General features: G+C 61.9%; 17 protein-coding genes and 2 tRNA genes. 5 read left to right on the top strand and 14 right to left on the bottom strand.

The window, feature by feature from the left end:
* Positions 1-9 precede the first annotated feature (9 nt).
* Entirely contained in the window at positions 10-843 is an 834-nt protein-coding gene (locus WHT83_RS09430; RefSeq protein WP_406873628.1) for a helix-turn-helix domain-containing protein, read from the bottom strand.
* A 107-nt stretch (positions 844-950) separates the two neighbouring features.
* On the opposite strand from WHT83_RS09430, the gene WHT83_RS09435 reads away from it, so the two are divergent.
* Both WHT83_RS09435 and WHT83_RS09440 read left to right on the top strand, forming a co-directional pair.
* Entirely contained in the window at positions 951-2,261 is a 1,311-nt protein-coding gene (locus tag WHT83_RS09435) for an aminomethyltransferase family protein (protein WP_406873629.1), read from the top strand.
* A 33-nt stretch (positions 2,262-2,294) separates the two neighbouring features.
* A complete protein-coding gene (locus WHT83_RS09440; RefSeq protein ID WP_406873630.1) occupies positions 2,295-3,413 on the top strand; it encodes a GlxA family transcriptional regulator in 1,119 nt (372 codons plus the stop codon).
* 414 nt (positions 3,414-3,827) lie between these two features.
* On the opposite strand, the gene WHT83_RS09445 is transcribed toward WHT83_RS09440, so the two are convergent.
* The 11 genes from WHT83_RS09445 to WHT83_RS09495 form a co-directional block, all read right to left on the bottom strand.
* On the bottom strand, positions 3,828-5,618 hold the full coding sequence (locus WHT83_RS09445) for a DUF6538 domain-containing protein (RefSeq protein WP_406873631.1): 1,791 nt from the start codon (positions 5,616-5,618) through the stop codon (positions 3,828-3,830).
* Between the two features lie 86 nt (positions 5,619-5,704).
* Positions 5,705-5,780: transfer RNA gene (locus WHT83_RS09450), tRNA-Phe, on the bottom strand.
* Positions 5,781-5,944: 164 nt separating this feature from the next.
* Positions 5,945-6,163: a DNA gyrase inhibitor YacG gene (gene yacG / locus WHT83_RS09455; protein ID WP_108609252.1), complete on the bottom strand. Its 219-nt coding sequence runs from the start codon at positions 6,161-6,163 to the stop codon at positions 5,945-5,947.
* Positions 6,160-6,789 (bottom strand): Maf-like protein, encoded by a 630-nt coding sequence (locus WHT83_RS09460; protein ID WP_108609251.1) that lies wholly within the window; start codon positions 6,787-6,789, stop codon positions 6,160-6,162. Before WHT83_RS09460 ends, yacG begins: the two co-directional genes overlap by 4 nt.
* A 52-nt stretch (positions 6,790-6,841) precedes the next feature.
* Positions 6,842-7,060 carry a translation initiation factor IF-1 gene (gene infA / locus WHT83_RS09465; protein WP_006200926.1) on the bottom strand — a complete coding sequence of 73 codons (219 nt, stop codon included), beginning with the start codon at positions 7,058-7,060 and terminating at the stop codon, positions 6,842-6,844.
* An 88-nt stretch (positions 7,061-7,148) separates the two neighbouring features.
* Complete coding sequence (locus tag WHT83_RS09470) at positions 7,149-7,607, bottom strand: low molecular weight phosphatase family protein (RefSeq protein ID WP_108609250.1); 459 nt, start codon at positions 7,605-7,607, stop codon at positions 7,149-7,151.
* A gap of 3 nt (positions 7,608-7,610) precedes the next feature.
* Positions 7,611-8,096: a UPF0262 family protein gene (locus tag WHT83_RS09475; protein WP_055977880.1), complete on the bottom strand. Its 486-nt coding sequence runs from the start codon at positions 8,094-8,096 to the stop codon at positions 7,611-7,613.
* 6 nt (positions 8,097-8,102) lie between these two features.
* Positions 8,103-9,395 (bottom strand): histidinol dehydrogenase, encoded by a 1,293-nt coding sequence (gene hisD / locus WHT83_RS09480; protein WP_406873632.1) that lies wholly within the window; start codon positions 9,393-9,395, stop codon positions 8,103-8,105.
* A gap of 10 nt (positions 9,396-9,405) precedes the next feature.
* Positions 9,406-9,840, bottom strand: coding sequence for a DUF2948 family protein (locus tag WHT83_RS09485; RefSeq protein ID WP_108609248.1), 435 nt, complete (start codon positions 9,838-9,840; stop codon positions 9,406-9,408).
* A gap of 162 nt (positions 9,841-10,002) precedes the next feature.
* Positions 10,003-11,292: a UDP-N-acetylglucosamine 1-carboxyvinyltransferase gene (gene murA, locus WHT83_RS09490; RefSeq protein WP_406873633.1), complete on the bottom strand. Its 1,290-nt coding sequence runs from the start codon at positions 11,290-11,292 to the stop codon at positions 10,003-10,005.
* Positions 11,293-11,421: 129 nt separating this feature from the next.
* On the bottom strand, positions 11,422-11,610 hold the full coding sequence (locus WHT83_RS09495; RefSeq protein WP_055977892.1) for a hypothetical protein: 189 nt from the start codon (positions 11,608-11,610) through the stop codon (positions 11,422-11,424).
* Between the two features lie 158 nt (positions 11,611-11,768).
* On the opposite strand from WHT83_RS09495, the gene WHT83_RS09500 reads away from it, so the two are divergent.
* Both WHT83_RS09500 and WHT83_RS09505 read left to right on the top strand, forming a co-directional pair.
* Positions 11,769-11,843, top strand: a tRNA-Thr gene (locus WHT83_RS09500).
* 412 nt (positions 11,844-12,255) lie between these two features.
* The gene (locus tag WHT83_RS09505) at positions 12,256-13,080 is read left to right on the top strand and encodes an Lpg1974 family pore-forming outer membrane protein (protein WP_406873634.1); all 825 of its coding nucleotides are present in this window, start codon (positions 12,256-12,258) and stop codon (positions 13,078-13,080) included.
* 76 nt (positions 13,081-13,156) lie between these two features.
* Here the strand turns inward: WHT83_RS09505 and WHT83_RS09510 are convergent, their stop codons facing one another.
* Positions 13,157-14,707 (bottom strand): phospholipase D family protein, encoded by a 1,551-nt coding sequence (locus WHT83_RS09510; protein ID WP_406873635.1) that lies wholly within the window; start codon positions 14,705-14,707, stop codon positions 13,157-13,159.
* A 172-nt stretch (positions 14,708-14,879) separates the two neighbouring features.
* Between WHT83_RS09510 and WHT83_RS09515 the strand changes: the two genes are divergently transcribed.
* Positions 14,880-15,716, top strand: coding sequence for an endonuclease/exonuclease/phosphatase family protein (locus tag WHT83_RS09515; RefSeq protein ID WP_245439509.1), 837 nt, complete (start codon positions 14,880-14,882; stop codon positions 15,714-15,716).
* Here WHT83_RS09515 and WHT83_RS09520 read toward each other — a convergent pair whose 3' ends face one another.
* Positions 15,717-16,490, bottom strand: a complete 774-nt coding sequence (locus WHT83_RS09520; RefSeq protein WP_406873636.1) for an IclR family transcriptional regulator C-terminal domain-containing protein — start codon at positions 16,488-16,490, stop codon at positions 15,717-15,719.
* Between the last annotated feature and the right edge of the window lie 121 nt (positions 16,491-16,611).

Genomic DNA, 16,611 nt, shown 5'->3' on the forward strand with positions numbered 1-16,611 from the left:
CGTTGCCACTCAAAACGCGGTGTCGCGTGGGCTCTCCAGCACGTCACTTGGAGGGCGATAACCCTTGTTCGCGCGAACCTCGGTGGGCGTCATGGCAAAACTCTGCCGGATATGACGCGAGAAATGAAACGGGTTCTTGTAGCCGCACTGATAGGCGATTTCGGAGATCGACAGGCCGCTTTGCAAGAGCAATGCCCTGCCTCGATTGGCGCGCATTTGCCAGAGATAGCGCATCGGCGTGAGGCCAAGATGCTTGCGGAAGGATGAGATCAGGTGTTGTGGCGTAAGGTTGGCGACCCCAGCCAACTGCCCGACTTTGATCTCCTTGTCGATATTGTCCTCAATATATTGCTTCACGCGCTTGACCTGTTTGGGCACAAACCGGTCGCGCTCGCTGAGCTGCGCCTCATGGAAGAATGCCGCGTAGACGGCTTGCCCAACGGCGTTCCGTACAGTGTTCAACCCTGAATTCGACTCGAAACCCAAGTCCACGCCGACGCGTTGCAGCGCGTTCAGCCGTTCGGAAAAGACGATCACCGGACAATTGCCAGCAGGTGGAGACATTTCGGTTTCCCACAGCTTGCCAGGAACGCCCTCGCACCATCCAACCTGATGGCGAATGTCTCGTTCCATCTCGATCATGAAATGGCGATCGTTCTTGAAGAACGCGGCCTGTCCTCCAACCAGCGTGGTCACCTCGTCATCGCAGGTGACCTTCGCCACGCCCTCGTAGACGAAGATCATGCTGACATATCTGTTGGTCAGCGGCCCATAGACGCCGCCGCGGGAATAGACGATCTCGCCGAAGGCAAAGCCATGATCGGCGTCCACTATGGATTCCATGATCCCTACCTGTTCATTTGGAACAATAGGATCGCACATCTTATTAGGTAAAATCCATACCAACCTTCATATGGGATATAAATGGGCGACGGAGCGACATTCTCTCGGTGGGCCGCTCGCGGCACTGTTCGACTTACCTAATTGAGAGGAGCACGACGATGCCGGACAAGATCAACCAGGCGCATGACAGCCATGGCAATACGCTTGCCAACTGCGTGGGTACGCCGTTCCACGCGGCGACAAGTGGCGAGGTGCGAACCACCTGGTGGTATTCATGGGACAACTACATCGTCCCCGATGTCTATACGAGCATGCCCCGCGAGCTCGCTGCCATCCGCAACGCCGTCGCCATGATCGACATGTCGCCGCTGCCGAAGATGGAAATCAGCGGCCCGGATGCGCACCGGTTGATCGACCAGCTGATGACCCGCGATATGCGCGGTCTTCAAGTCGATCATGCGATGTTCACGCCGTGGTGCAATCAGGACGGCCTGATGGTGGGTGACGGCCTGGTCTTTCGCCTTTCGGAAGAGCGGTTCATCGTTTCGGGCGAGACAAGCCATGCGTGGTTCGCCAGTCAGGCCGCCGGCTTTGATGTCGAAATTCGCAATGCCTCCGATCAGTACGGTATCCTGTCGCTGCAGGGTCCCAACTCCTTCGATCTGATGCAAGCTGCCACTGGCCGCGACTGGTCGAGCCTGAAGTTCTCGCAAATCGGTCGGACGACCATTGCTGGTGTCGATCTGTTCGTCGCCCGGCAAGGCTTTACCGGCGAGCGCGGTTTCGAATTGTGGGTGCCCAGGCAAGGCGGCGCGGCTGTTTGGCGTCACCTCCAATCGGTCGGCCAGGCCTTCGGCGCAACGCCGGCAGGCGAGTATGCTGTCGATGTGGCGCGCATCGAGGCTGGCCTCATCCTGGTGTCGGCGGACTACAACGGCGCCGGCCCCGATCCCCGAACGGCTAGGGTCGACGTCGTAGACGACTTGCACATCACCCCCTACGAGGCGGGTCTTGGGCGGCTGGTCGACCTGGACAGTGATTTTGTTGGGCGCGATGCTCTGAGAGCAGCGCAGGCATCGTCACAGCCGAAACGGCGCTTCGTCGGCCTTCGCTATGAAGCTGCTGAAATCCTGAGCGCCGCGGCTGCGAAAAGCGCCTATGGCACGGCCTTGTCACGGGTGGTCTGGGGTTCGATGCGCGCGCTCAAGAATGGGCAGGTGGTCGGACGCGCATCCAGCCTTGCCTTCAGTCCGACGCTGCGACAGGCGATCAGCTTCGGCTTCCTTCCTGAGGAGCTTTCGCAGGCTGGTTCCGCGATCGAGGTGGAACTCAAGGATGACGAAGGAGCCGTCATCGGTTTTGTCGGAGCGACCGTCGTGTCCCTGCCTTTCGTCGAAATTCGACGTTCGAAGGGCTGATATCCAGAGCCGCGCGAGCCTCAGGAGAGGGATGTGAACGCACCCCACAAGTCCTCGGCGTTCAACATCGATGCCCGTCGATTCGATGGGGACGGAGCTGGCGATGGCAGGCCAGACGTTGCTGGCCTGCAGTCCACCACGGGTTTTCTCGTGGTGCTGCTGCCCGGCTTTTCGCAGCTTTGCCTGTCCTCGCTGCTCGATCCGCTCAGGATAGCCAACGTGCAGGCGGGGCAGCCATTGTTTCGCTGGCGATTGATGAGCCTGGACGGTCAGCCGGTTGAGAGTGCCAGCGGCATATCGGTCGAGGTGTCTGGCAATTCTCTCCGGCAGCACCAGGCCATGGCCTTCGATCCGCATGGAGCGGTGGCGATCTGCTCAGGCGAAGGCGTTGAGCAGCAAAGCTGCCAGGAACTCCGTGCCTTTCTGCGCCGCGTCCACAGTGCTGGCATCCCGATCTTCGCACTTGGCACGGCGACCTGGCTGCTTGCCGACGCTGCACTGCTGGGCTCGGCCAGGTGCACCATCCACTGGAACAAGATGGCGGCGCTTTCCGAGACGTTCTACGACCTCGCCATCGACGACGCGCTGTTTGTTCGCGATGGCCAGATCGTCACCTGCGCGGGTGAGTTCGCTGCCTTCGACCTTGCGATGGAGCTGATCCAGGAGCGTTGCGGTACGGAGATTTCGAACCGCGTCTGCCAGCATGTTACTGCAGATCGGTGGCGCGACGGTGCAAGCTGCCAGTCGGTTCCGCCTGGGCTACGTTATGGCAAGACCGGCAAGTCGCTGCTGCGGGTCATCAAGCTGATGGAAAGGAATACTGAAGATCCGCTGTCGCTCGGGGAGATCGCGTCGCAACTCCGGCTTTCGCGACGTCAGATCGAACGCTTGTTCGAAACCCATCTGTCGACCACGCCCAGGCGACACTATGCGACAATCAAGCTTCAAAAGGCCCGGCAGTTGCTCGAATTGACCGACATGCCGGTGACCGACGTTGCCATTGCCTGTGGCTTTATCTCCCCGTCCTATTTTTCGAAGAGTTTCAAGGATCATTTCGACATTCTGCCGAGCGCCCTACGCGACAATTGCAAGGTATCGCGAGGGCAGCTCGGTTCACAGAAGCGACAAGAACCGACTGCGACTGGCGGGTGACAGGGTGCTCAGTTCGCTCTCAAGTTGAGCGCGCGCTGGCCGCGGCACGGAGTGGCTATTTGCACGTGTGGCTCCGTTTGCGGTAGTCACGAGTACGCGCTCCAATGAAGGGCGATCCATCGGGTTCTCGATGCGTTTCACGAGATATCTTGCTGCGCAGTATTCGACGACAATTCCGGCTCGTGCTTTGTCAGCGTCATCTGACGGCTTCAACAACCTTATATTGAGAAGGCCGATAGGGGGACGTTTGCAGCTCAGGTCATTGACGTCAGGAAAGTCGCGATCGCCACTCAGCTGCTCAAGAGTCGCGATGCCGGTCGCATCGGAGAGCTAGGTTCGCCCCATGAGCGAGCCGTTCAGTAGCGCGCATCTCGCCTTTGACGTGAAGACGCGCCCTTAGGGCAGGCGAGCCCTCTAGCTGGGCAACCCTGAGTTAGGTGCGTCGGCGTCCTGGTCGCTAGGGCGTCGTTCGGATTCCAATTGCATGACGCCTAACGTGGGGCCTTCCAGCGAATAGGAGGGCAGTTTTGCAATCTCCGCGGCCATCGTCTTGAGGGTGACCTCACCGTAGGTGTCGGCAACTGTCCGAGGTGCTTGACCTTGAATCGCATCGAGGATGCGGGGCGGGATTCCGGCTTCCATCCCAATTGTCTTAAATCGATGTCGCCAGCCATGATTGGGAGCCACGTTCGGGTCTGGCACAATACCGCGCCCAAACTCGGCAAGCCGGTTTTTCAGACCGCGCAATGCTCCTCGCGGGTTCTCGGAAGAGTCGACATTCAGGAAGAGGTGGCCGTTGCCAGCCTCTTGTACGAACGTTGGGAAACCAAGCTCGATCAGCTGCTGATGCAGTGGTATCTCGCGAGCTTCGTTCGTTTTAACGGTCCCAGCCTCCGGGGTGATGCGAATTACCCACAGGTCGGTGCGCTTGGAAATATCCTCTTTTCGCAACTGTGCCAGTTCGCCGACGCGGGCTCCGGCAAACGCGCACAGCCAAGGAATCCAACGCTTGGCTGCGAAGGTTTTTAGATTCTCATGGCCTCTTTGATGTGCCAGCGCGCCACAAAGGATCGCATCAGCCTCCACGTCAGTGAGGCTCTTCGACCTTAGGCGAGCCTGTTTCGCTACTCTTAAGGTAACGCTCGCAGCTGGATTGTGGGTAACAAGTCCGTTTTTCACCCCCCAATCGAAGACGACTTTTAGGGCAGAAAGCGTGCTAGTCTTAACGGTCTTGGCAGAGACTCTCTTGCCGGTCTTCGGCGAAGGCGTTGTAAGCCTGTGATCCTTGAAGGCTACGACGTCCTTCATCGTCACCTTCGATGCATCGTCGTGTTTGAGAAACCGCACAAGATAGACAATGGTGTTTCTATAGCTCTCGTAGGTGCTGGGCTTACGTCCTGCAGCCTTGCTCTCCTGCCACCAGCTCTCAACCAAGCCTGTCAACGTAGTCGCCGTACCTACCGCGCCAGAAGACCGTGGCTTCGTGTCGGCCGGATCAATGCCGCTCTTTGGTGGGCGGGGATTGAGGCCAGCATGATCATCTTTCAGCTCGAAATCGCCGCTTTCTAGGCACTGCAGGGGCAAGCTTGCCTTCTGCAGAGCGGCTGCGACCGCACGCGACGCTTTGTGGATGCTCCACTCATCATCCATGAAGCCATTTTCGCGCAAGATCACCTGAGCCGTCTCGACGCAGCGCGTTCTCATCGCCTTCCAAAGGATGTTCTCTATTGGAATAGTCCCCGGAACCGTGTCAGCGATGCCTTCCACGCCCGGAATAGGTTCGGATTGCGGCAGCGGGTACTTCGTCCACATGCCTTCATACAGGTTGGTATGCCAGTAGAGTTGCTCGCTCGGGTTTTCGTGGAAATCTGAAAGCCATTTGTCATGGATGGGCTTGGCAAGAAAGTGCGCGTCACGGTCGGTGATGACTCGTGTCGCATCCTCAAAATCGGCATTTGCGACGGTGTCTGGATCGTTTGGTCCGAGATGCACACGGCCCCGTAGCCGAACTTGCGCCCATTCGAACTCAAGCTCGGCGAGGACCGCTGCGTGCTTTCGCTTGGCCTCTTCGGGATCTTTCGTGCCGAGTGTCTTGGTGATGATGCTGCGGCCGGTTGATTCCGCAATGTCGGCCGGTAACCGCTTGCGAAGCCAGTACACGCCGGTCTTTGGGTGTTTGAAAGGACGGCTCATTGCAAGCACCATGTGCGTCACCCGTGTGCATCACTCGGGTAGCCTTAAGTGCTTAATTTTACTGATTTTTCAGCTAAGTCAACACCTTAGAAAGGTGATGGTGCCCAGACGCGGATTCGAACCACGGACACGCGGATTTTCAATCCGCTGCTCTACCAACTGAGCTATCTGGGCCTAGTTCCAGGATCGGGCGAGGAGCCTTGATCCGGATGCCTTGAGTGGTGCGCTGCACCCTTGAAAGCGGGTGGGTTATAGCACGAGATTTGCCTCTGTCCAGCGCCTGGGATGTCTTTTTCTGCAAAGAAATCACAGGCCGTCGCGGAAGCCGAAATGGGGCGTCAGCTTCGTTCGCCGGCTTCGCTGCTGCTGGTCGAATCTTCCTCCTCGTCGTCGCGGACGGGAATGGCATAGGAGCCCGAGAGCCAGCGGTTGAGATCGACCGCCTTGCAGCGCGGCGAGCAAAAGGGGTAGCTCTCGCGCGCCGACGGCTTGCCGCATTCGGGGCAGGGCTTCTTGGCGCGCAAGGGCGTCACGATATCGGCGGGCTTGTTCGTCATGCGCGTGCCCCGGCCTGCCAGTTGAGCTGGACCTGGTAGCCTTCGCCCGAAAGCAGCGACGTCGTCTCGTAGAGCGGCAGGCCCACGACATTGGTGTAGGAGCCGACGAGCTTGACCACGAAGGTGCCGGCAAGCCCCTGGATGCCATAGCCGCCGGCCTTGCCGCGCCATTCGCCCGAGGCGAGGTAATTTTCCATGTCCTGCTTCGACAGGCGCTTGAAGCGCACGCGCGTCTCGACCAGGCGCTGGCGCAGTTTGCCCGCAGGCGTCACCAATGCAAGCCCGGTATAGACGCGGTGCGAGCGCCCCGACAGAAGCTGCAGGCAATGCAGCGCCTCGTCCGACGTCTCCGCCTTCGGCAGGATGCGCCGCCCGACCGAGACCACCGTATCGGCGGCAAGGATGAAGCCCGAAACAGGCTCGGCTTCCTTGGCCAGCACTTCGTGTGCCTTCTGCGCCTTGGTCACCGACAGTCGCTTGGCAAGCGAGCGCGGGTGTTCGGCGCGCATCGGCCGTTCGTCGACATCGGCTGGAAACAGCCGGTCGGGCTCGATGCCTGCCTGCTGCAACAGCTCGACACGGCGGGGCGAACCCGAGGCAAGCACAAGCTTTTGCAGATCGCTCAATCCAAGATCCTGTAGGCTGAGGCCGGCCGACGCGCTCGAGGCAGCAGACGGTCTACTTGAAGCGGTAGGTGATGCGGCCCTTGGTCAGGTCGTAGGGCGTCATTTCTACGAGGACCTTGTCGCCGGTGAGAACGCGAATGCGATTCTTGCGCATGCGGCCAGCGGTGTGGGCGATGATTTCGTGTTCGTTTTCGAGCTTGACCCGGAACATCGCATTCGGCAACAATTCCGTTACGACGCCCGGAAACTCGAGGACTTCTTCCTTCGGCATTCGGTACCTTTGGTTTGGATGACTTGCCCGGCGTCCCGGCCGGAATTTGCGCGGAACCTATATGATAATCCGCGCTTTGTGAACACGCTTAATCGGCGTCGATTTTCTGTGCGTCTACCGCAAATCTTTCGACCATTCTTGCCTTCAGCCGTTCACGCACGTCCCTGTAGGCACTCATGATCTGATCGCGCGTACCGGTCGCTGCCGTCGGGTCGGGGGTCGGCCAGTACTCGACGTCGACGGCCATCGACCGGGTGAGTTCGAGGGCGGCGTGATGCGCTTCCGGCGCAAGCGTGACGATCAGGTCGAAATAGTCATCCTCCAGATCGTCGATGGTGCGCGGCTGGTGCTCGTCCAGTGCCATGCCTTCTTCGGCCAGAACGGCATCGACGAAGGGGTCGCGGTCGCCGGCGCGCACGCCTGCCGAGGTGACGAAGATCGACGGCGACAAGCTGTGGCGGGCAATCGCTTCGGCCATCGGCGAGCGGACCGAATTCATTCGGCACATGAACAGGATGGAGCGCGGAGAGGTTGCGTTTCCCGCCATATGTCATCCGCGCCAGTGCAGAACGCAGATCAGCGTGAAGAGGCGGCGGGCGGTGTCGAAGTCGATCTCGATCTTGCCGGAGAGACGATCGAGCAGGGTCTGCGAACCCTCGTTGTGCAGGCCGCGCCGGCCCATGTCGATCGCCTCGATCTGGCTCGGCGTCGAAGAGCGGATCGCCTCGTAATAGCTTTCGCAGATCATGAAGTAGTCCTTCACGATGCGGCGGAACGGCGTCAGCGACAGGATGTGGGTGACCACAGCCTCGCCATGCTCGCGCGAGATGGCGAATACCAGCCGCGCGTCGACCAGCGACAGCTTGAGCCGATATGGGCCATGGCCGTCGTCGTTCATCGGATGGAACGAGTTTTCCTCGATCAGGTCGAAGATCGCGACAGCGCGTTCATGCTCGACGTCGGGCGTGGAACGGCCGATCGATTCGTCGAGTTCGACGTCGACCAGGCGGGAGCGTGCGTGGCCTTTGTCGGACATGGCCGCCTACATGTTCAATCTGATGGCGACGGAGCGCGCATGTGCGTCGAGCCCCTCCGCCTTGGCCAGCGCGATCGCCGCCGGGGCCAGCGCCCTGAGCTGATCCGGGCCGAGCTTCAGGATCGAGCTGCGCTTGACGAAGTCGAGCACCGAAAGCCCGGAGGAAAAGCGCGCCGAGCGGGCCGTAGGCAACACGTGGTTGGAGCCGCCGACATAGTCGCCGATGACTTCGGGCGTATGCTTGCCGACGAAGATCGCCCCGGCATTGCGGATGCGTGGCAGCAGGGCTTCCGGGTCGGCGACCGCGAGCTCGAGGTGCTCGGCGGCGATGCGGTTGACAAGCGGCAGGGCAGCATCGAAGTCGTCGACCAGGATGACCGCGCCGAAATCGCGCCAGCTGGCTGCTGCCGTCTCGGCGCGGGGCAGGAGCTTGATCTGGCGTTCGACTGCCTCCTCGACCTGCTTGCCGAAGGCGGCATCGTCGGTGATCAGGATCGACTGCGCCGACACGTCATGCTCGGCCTGGGCCAGCAGATCGGCGGCAAGCCAGTCCGGGTCGTTGTCGCTGTCGGCGACGATCAGCACCTCCGAGGGGCCTGCGATCATGTCGATGCCGACGGTGCCGAACACCTGGCGCTTGGCGGCGGCGACATAGGCATTGCCGGGCCCGACGATCTTGGCCACCGGGGGGATCGTCCCGGTGCCATAGGCAAGGGCTGCCACCGCCTGCGCGCCGCCGACGCGGTAGATTTCGGACACGCCGGCGAGATCGGCGGCAACCAGCACCAGCGGGTTGATGACGCCGCCGGTGGCGGGCACCACGATGACGATGCGCTCGACGCCGGCGACCTGTGCCGGCACCGCATTCATCAGCACCGAGCTCGGATAGCTCGCCGTGCCGCCGGGCACATAGAGCCCGACTGCCTCGACCGCCGTCCAGCGCGAGCCGAGTTCGACGCCGATCGGGTCGACGTAGCGGTCGTCCTTGGGCATCTGGCGGGCATGGTGCGAGCGGATGCGATCGCGGGCGAAACGCAGCGCCTCGACCGTCGCGGGATCGGCATCCTTGTAGGCCTGGTCGATATCGGCGCGGGTCACCGCGATTCCGAGCGTCGTCAGGTCGGCCCGGTCGAACTTCCGGGTGTAGTCGATCAGCGCCGCGTCGCCGCGCGCGCGCACGTCGTCGATGATGGCGCGCACGGTCGCCTCGACGTCGGGCGACACTTCGCGCTTGGTCGTCAGGAACGCTGCGAAGCGCGTCTCGAAGTCTGCATCGGATTGGCGAAGGGTGATGGCCATCGAGAAATGCTCAGGTCTTGTGGATGGGGCGCGACGAGGCCTGCCAGGCGGCCCCGGTGTCGGTCAATCGGGCTTCGATGACCTCGACCTCGAGCCGGATCGCGGCGTCGCCGGAAAACAGCAGTTCGATCTCGCCGGCGGGATCCTCGCCCTGCGCGAAACCGATCGCCAGAAGCTCCAGCACCTCGTCTTTCTTGGTGCGCGAAATGCCGAAAAGCTTGACCGACAGCACGCGGTCGAAATGCAGGATCGAGCGCCGGCGCTCATATTTGGGCCGGAAAAAGCCGGTCTTGGTTTCCCAGGCAAAACGGTTCATCGCCAGCGCAAAACGCTTCGAGGGCGCGTCGTAAGCGAGGTCGCCGACCTTGACCACGGCATCCTGCACATGGGCCGAGACGATCTCCAGATCCTCTTCGTCGAGGGCGACTAGCTTGAGCTGGTTCATGTCCGGTCGGCTGCCTGTGCGGAATGTAATGCTTCCGGCTTTGTTAGGCGGTCTTGATGCAGCGCGCAACCGCAAGGGGAGGGAGTAGAGGAGTAGGGGAGTAGGGGAGTAGGGGAGTAGCTTTCCTGTTCCCTTACTCCCTTACTCCCCTATTCCCTTCATTCACCCGCTGATCCGCTCGATGACGGCGCCGCAGCGCGACAGCTTTTCTTCCAGCCGCTCGAAACCGCGGTCGAGATGGTAGACGCGGTTGACCACCGTCTCGCCTTCGGCGGCTAGGCCGGCGATGACCAGCGACACCGAGGCGCGCAAATCGGTCGCCATGACAGGCGCACCCTTGAGCTTGGAGACGCCTTCGACGATCGCCGTCTGGCCCGACAGCGTGATGTGGGCGCCGAGGCGTGCGAGTTCCTGCACGTGCATGAAGCGGTTCTCGAAGATCGTCTCGGTGATCTTCGACTTGCCCTTCGACATCGTCATCAGGCCCATGAACTGCGCCTGGAGGTCGGTGGGGAAGCCCGGGAAGGGTTCGGTTGTGACGTCGACCGGCGAGATGCCAGAGCCGTTACGCATGACGCGGACGCCGGAGTTGGTCTGGATGATCTCGGCGCCGGTGCGCGAGACGACATCGAGCGCACCCTGCAACAGGTCGGCACGCGCGCCTTCGAGCAGCACGTCGCCGCCGGTCATGGCCACCGCCATGGCATAGGTGCCGGTCTCGATGCGGTCGGGGATGACGCGGTGGCGCGCGCCCGACAGCGAATCGACGCCCTCGATGGTGATGGTCGAGGTGCCGGCGCCGGTGATCCTGGCGCCCATGGCGTTGAGGCATTCGGCGAGATTGACGACCTCGGGCTCGCGGGCGGCGTTTTCGAGCACCGTTTCGCCGCGGGCGAGTGTCGCCGCCATCATCAGCACATGCGTGGCGCCGACCGAAATCTTGGGGAACACATAGCGGTTGCCGATCAGCCTGTTCTTGGCCTTGGCGACGACATAGCCGTTATCGACGTCGATGTCGGCGCCGAGCGCCTGCAAGCCTTCGATGAACAGGTCGACCGGCCGCGTGCCGATGGCGCAGCCGCCGGGCAGCGAGACCTTGGCCACGCCCATGCGGGCGAGCAGCGGGCCGACGACCCAGAAGCTGGCACGCATCTTGGAGACCAGCTCATAGGGAGCGGTGGTGTCGACGATGTTGCGCGCGCTGAAGCTGATGGTGCGCGAATAGCCTTCGCTCTGGCGTTCGCGGCGGCCGCTGACCGTATAGTCGACGCCGTGGTTGCCCAGGATGCGGATCAGTTGCTCGACATCGGCCAGATGCGGCACGTTCTCCAGCGTCAGCGTATCGTCGGTGAGCAGCGAGGCGATCATCAGCGGAAGGGCTGCGTTTTTCGCGCCCGAGATCGGGATGGTTCCGGTCAGCTCGTTGCCGCCGACAATTCTGATGCGATCCATTGGCCGTCGTTTCTCCGGGGGATCCCGGTTCTGGCGAGAAATTTTCTTGCCGCCGTCTAGACCATCGCGCCACCCGGTTCAAGAATCAGGGTTTTGCGGGTCCATGCGCCAAGTGCCTGCCGTGGCCGGTCAGGCTTTCTCGGGTTTCTCTGTCTCTCCCTCGGCCGCGGCAAGGCCTTCCGGCCTCGTATCGGCTTCGCCGGTACGGCGCGAGCGCGCCTGCGCCTTGCGCTTCATCAGGTTGGCGCGCAGCTCGGCTGCGAGCCGCGCCTTGCGCGCGTCTGCACCGCTCGAGGGCATTTTTGGTTTCGACGACATGTGGTGGTCCCCGCTTGCCGATCGTTCATAACCGCTTGGCAACGGAAATGGCCAGTTTTGTGGCGTAATGGCGTCTGTGGAAAATCAGTGTCGATTTGCAGCAACTGATAACTTGCGCTCCCCCGATTCATGTGTCAAAAGCCGCCCCGTCCACGGATGCTGCCGTAGCTCAGTGGTAGAGCACTCCCTTGGTAAGGGAGAGGTCGAGAGTTCAATCCTCTCTGGCAGCACCATTCTTTCCCCAGATTTCGAAAAGTTGGGCCCTGCAAGGGCTTAAGGGCGACGCGGTTGCGCGTGCCGAGCCACGGGTTCTTCAATTGTCCTGTGGCGAGCCTGAAGTCGAAACATCGCTGGCCGCCCAGGACCCAAGCCCCGCCAAGGATAGGCTTCGCGAACCGGAAGCCCGGGCTTCATCGCCAACCCGGTGGAATGGGAGCTGGCGCTTGATGATGGGGATGGACGTGGCCGGCTGCTGCACGCGAACAGTCATCTCGCAGGAGGCGGAACCGTCGCCGGCACGCCGTGCGACATGCTGACGCGAAGGTGAGGTCCAGGCGTCGATACAATGAAAACTATTGCTGCCTTGCTATTGTTCGAATCCATTCGTGCGTGATACTGCGCATTGTCTAATTTAGTTGGTTTGGTATGAAAAAAGTAATTATTGCATTTTCTTCGCTCGTCATTGCGACAACAGCTTCTGCCGCCGCTGATATACAGGGTACTGCTGAGACGACGCCGGTTGCATCTTGGTTCGGTTATGTTGAAGGGGCGTATGCCTTCCGCACCAACAGCCATAATCGGCAGTTCGACAGCGCTGCTTATCTTGACGCAAGAACCGGAGCAGGTGGTTCCGGCGCTGCAAAACTGGGTTATCGTTTTGCCGATAGTTGGGATGTCGCAGCCGGGCTCCGCTATTTGGAGCAGTCCGCCGGCAGGCGCAACGACGACCTATACGACTGGCAGTTCACCGACGGTCGGTACTGGAACCTTGATGTTGAGGTTGGCTATCATACGCAGCACGACGATTGGTCGATTCGCCCATTCGCTGGCCTGCGCTATCAGAACTATAGCGCGGATTTCACCGACCACGTCTCGCCAATCTATTACGCCTCGTCCAGATCCTGGGGCATCGGTCCGAGAATAGGCTTTGACGTTTCCAAGCCAGTAGCTGAGCATTTGAGCTTCTTTGCATCCGCCGATGCCTCAGTCCTGTTCGGTAAGATCAAGGCTGACAGGAATTATCCTGGTTACGCGGAGTTCTCCGAGAGCCGCACCTTCGGTACTGTCGGCGCGAAAGCCGGCCTCGCCTGGGAGTTCGCGCCTGGTGCCAAGCTTGGTGCTGGATATCAGCTCGAATACCTGTCGGCTGTCGGCTACAGGACGTTTCAGGATGCGCCTCTTCCTGAACCAAGCGGGCGCGCCAGCCAGTTGATCCATGGCCCGTTCATGCGGCTGTCGCTGAACTACTGAGCGGGAAGGCGTCTGCCGGCGACGTCCTGATTGCGGTAGAATCGCTGAAGGCGGTCCGCTGGGCCGCCTTTTTTGCTCACAACTGTGATTCGATCGGCAGATAGCTGATCACCTTGGCCACCAGGCGGCGGCGCAGGCTGGCTTGCGGTTCGTGCTTGAGCTTGCGCAGGCCGTTGGCGGTGTGGTCGGTCCAGTTCAGCTTGTCGCCATGCAGCGACAGCCTGAAGCTGCTGCGTGGCGAAATCTGCGCCTCGATCACCGCCCCGACCTCGCTCGCCAGTTCCTCCTGCCTGAACAGGACGCCCATCTCGGTGTTCAGGGAGGCCGACCGCGGGTCGAAGTTGAAGGAGCCGACGAAACCTGCCTGCCCGTCGGCGATGAATGCCTTGGTGTGCAGGCTGGCGCCCTTGGAGCCGAACAGCGACATGTCGGTGCGCTCGTCGTCCGGCTTGAGTTCGTAGATGTCGATGCCGTTTTCGAGCAGCGGCTTGCGGTAGCGGACATAGGCGCCGTGGACCGCCGCAACGTCGGTTGCCGCCAGCGAATTGGTCAGCACAGTCACCGCAACCCCGTTCTCGGCCAGGGACGTCAGTTCCTGCGTTCCCGCTTCTCCGGGGATGAAATAGGGCGAGACGATACGCAATTCCCGCCTTGCCGACTTCAGCACCGGCCTGATCGCCGTCATCAACCAGTTGTCCTGGCCCGCGCCCATGGCCTTTTCCGGCGGGTCCGACGCGACAGCGGCTTCGCTGGTCCAGCGCAGCCGACCCATGCCCGAGGACGACCATGCCCCGCTCTCCTGCGCGACGCGATGGATGTAGGGTTCCGCAAGGCCTGTGGTGGCCGTGCGTTCCAGTCGCGCCCTGAGCGCCGGCAGGTCGCCCTTGGCCATGCCGGTGACATGGCGGATCGGCAGCACCGCCTCGCTGTTCCAGAAACCGTCGAAGATCGCTTCCGTCTGCTCGACCGCGGGGCCGGCGAGCAAAAGATCCATGTCGCGGAAATTGGCCTCCTCCGAGGCATCGAAATAGGCGTCGCCGATATTACGGCCGCCGACGATCGCCAGCCTGCCGTCGGCGATCCATGCCTTGTTGTGCATGCGCCGGGTCGTCCGCACTGCCCGCAGCACGAGTTCCAGCCCGCGTTGCAGGCCGAAGGCCCGCGCCCAGCTCGGATTGAACAGCCGGACCTCGATGTTGGGGTGGCTGTCGAGCGCGATGTAGTTGGGGTCGTAGCCCCGGGCGTTGATGTCGTCGAGGATCAGCCGAACGCGCACCCCACGGTCGGCAGCACCGAGGATTTCGCGGGCGAGCAGTCCGCCGGTGAGGTCGTCCTTCCAGTAGTAATATTGCAGGTCGAGGCTGCGCTGCGCGTGGCGGGCGGTATAGGCCCTGACGGCAAAGGCGTGGAGATTGGAGGAAAGCAGCGCCAGCCCGCTCTGGCCCGGATGATCGGCCAGGAGCGGCGCCACCAGCGCATCGAATTGGGTCTCGCTTTCCGCCGTCGGCAGCGCCTGGGAGGGGGTCCCCCGCGCGCGCTTGGCGAAACGGCCAAAAGCATAGACCGCGAGCAGCGACGCGATGACCAGCGTCCCCGCCACTGCGACAATGATGGCAATGAGTTTCATGCGTATTGCGGTCCGCCGGCTGGGATGGGAACCATAGCCTCGCGACAGCATTTCGGTGGAGAGCCATCGTGACGCATGTGGAAAACCTCGAACACCCCGACCATATAGGTTACAGTTGGCACGAACGCCTGCCGCAACTGAACACGAATTTCCCAGAGATTCCAGACGAGTGATGGCTAGCACGCAAGGCTTGGAGATTTCCGATAGGGCAGGTGCCGGGCACCAGCCTTCGGCACAGCACCAGCAGGACGCGTTTTCGATCGCCGCAACCGGCACCCACAGCGAAATCGTCGTTGCCTCCTACAACGTTCACAAATGCGTCGGGCTGGATCGCCGTTTCGATCCGCAGCGCACGATGGCGGTGATTTCCGAGATCGGCGCCGACGTCATTGCGCTGCAGGAAGCCGACCAGCGCTTCGGCGACCGTGCCGGGCTGCTCGACCTCGATGCGGTCGCGCGCGAGACCGGGCTGGTGCCGGTTCCCCTTGCCGGCCGGCGCAAGAGCCATGGCTGGCACGGCAATGTCGTGCTGTTTCGCAAGGGCTCGGTCAGTTCAGCGCGGCAGATCGTGCTGCCCGGCGCCGAGCCGCGTGGCGCCGTCATCGTCGATCTTGAGCTCGAAGCGGGGCCGCTGCGCATCATCGCTGCGCATTTCGGCCTGCTGCGCCATTCGCGCAAGCTCCAGGCCGGCACGCTTTTGACCGCCGCCGAGCTGCACAGCGAAAAACCAACAATTCTTGTCGGCGACCTCAACGAATGGCGCCTGGGCAAGCGCTCGTCGCTGCGCAGCCTGGAACCGGCCTTTGGGCCGATGCACGCCATCGTTCCGAGCTTTCCCTCGCGCTTTCCGGTATTGGCGCTCGACCGGGTCATGGCCAGGCCACACAATCTGCTGACAGAGATCGAGGCGCACGACACCGCATTGGCGCGCATCGCCTCGGATCATCTGCCGATCAGGGCAGTGATCCGGCTGAATGCCAAGCGCAATGGGCTGGCTGAAGCCGCCTGATCACTGAACGACGAAGAAGTCGCTGATCCTTGCCGCCATCTCCCTGAGCAGCGGCAGGATCTCCGCTTCCATCTCGGCCGGCGTGTGGCGTGTGGACTGCGTCGAGATGTTGATCGCGGCGACGATCGCGCCTGTGCGGTCGCGTAGCGGAACAGCAATCGAGCGCAGCCCGATCTCCAGTTCCTCGTCGACGATGGCGTGGCCGTACGTTCGCACCCTGCCGATGATGTCAGCAAGTTTCGCCCGGTCGGTCACGGTCTTCGGCGTCCGCTGGACGATCGCGGCACGGGCGAGGAAGCCCTCGAGCTCGGCATCCGTCAGCCCCGACAGCAGCACGCGGCCCATTGCGGTGCAGAAGGCCGGCAAATGCGCACCGACCTGCAGGTCGACGCCGATGATGCGCGGTCCCGGCACGCGCGCGACATAGACCATGTCCTCGCCCGACAGGGTCGCCGCCGAACATGATTCATGCAGTTTTGCCGCCGTCTCCTTCATGAAGGGTTCGGCGAAGGTCCACAGCGGCACGCCGTGCAGCCAGATGCGCGCCTGCGTCAGCAGCCTGGGCGACAGCGAAAAGTTCCGGCCCGATTGCACCGCATAGCCTGTCGCCACCAAGGTCAGCAGGAAGCGCCGCGCGCCGGCGCGGGTGAGGCCCGCTTTTTCGGCCGTTTCGGTCAGCGTCAGGCCTGCCGCATTGGCGGCCAGGATCTCCATCACCGACAACCCGCGCTCCAGCGAGGTGACGTGGTCGCGGGCGGTGTCGTCGTCGCGCATGCGGCCTTTCTCCGAAATATCTGCTGCGGCGGAGCCTGGTCATTGACTCCAGCGCCATCTTGCCTCAGAAATGTATCGCATAGAAAACAAATGTTCGCAATACGAACTTTTGAGCGAACTT

It is taken from the genome of Aminobacter sp. P9b (assembly GCF_045345995.1).
In the GTDB taxonomy this organism is placed as follows: domain Bacteria; phylum Pseudomonadota; class Alphaproteobacteria; order Rhizobiales; family Rhizobiaceae; genus Aminobacter; species Aminobacter niigataensis.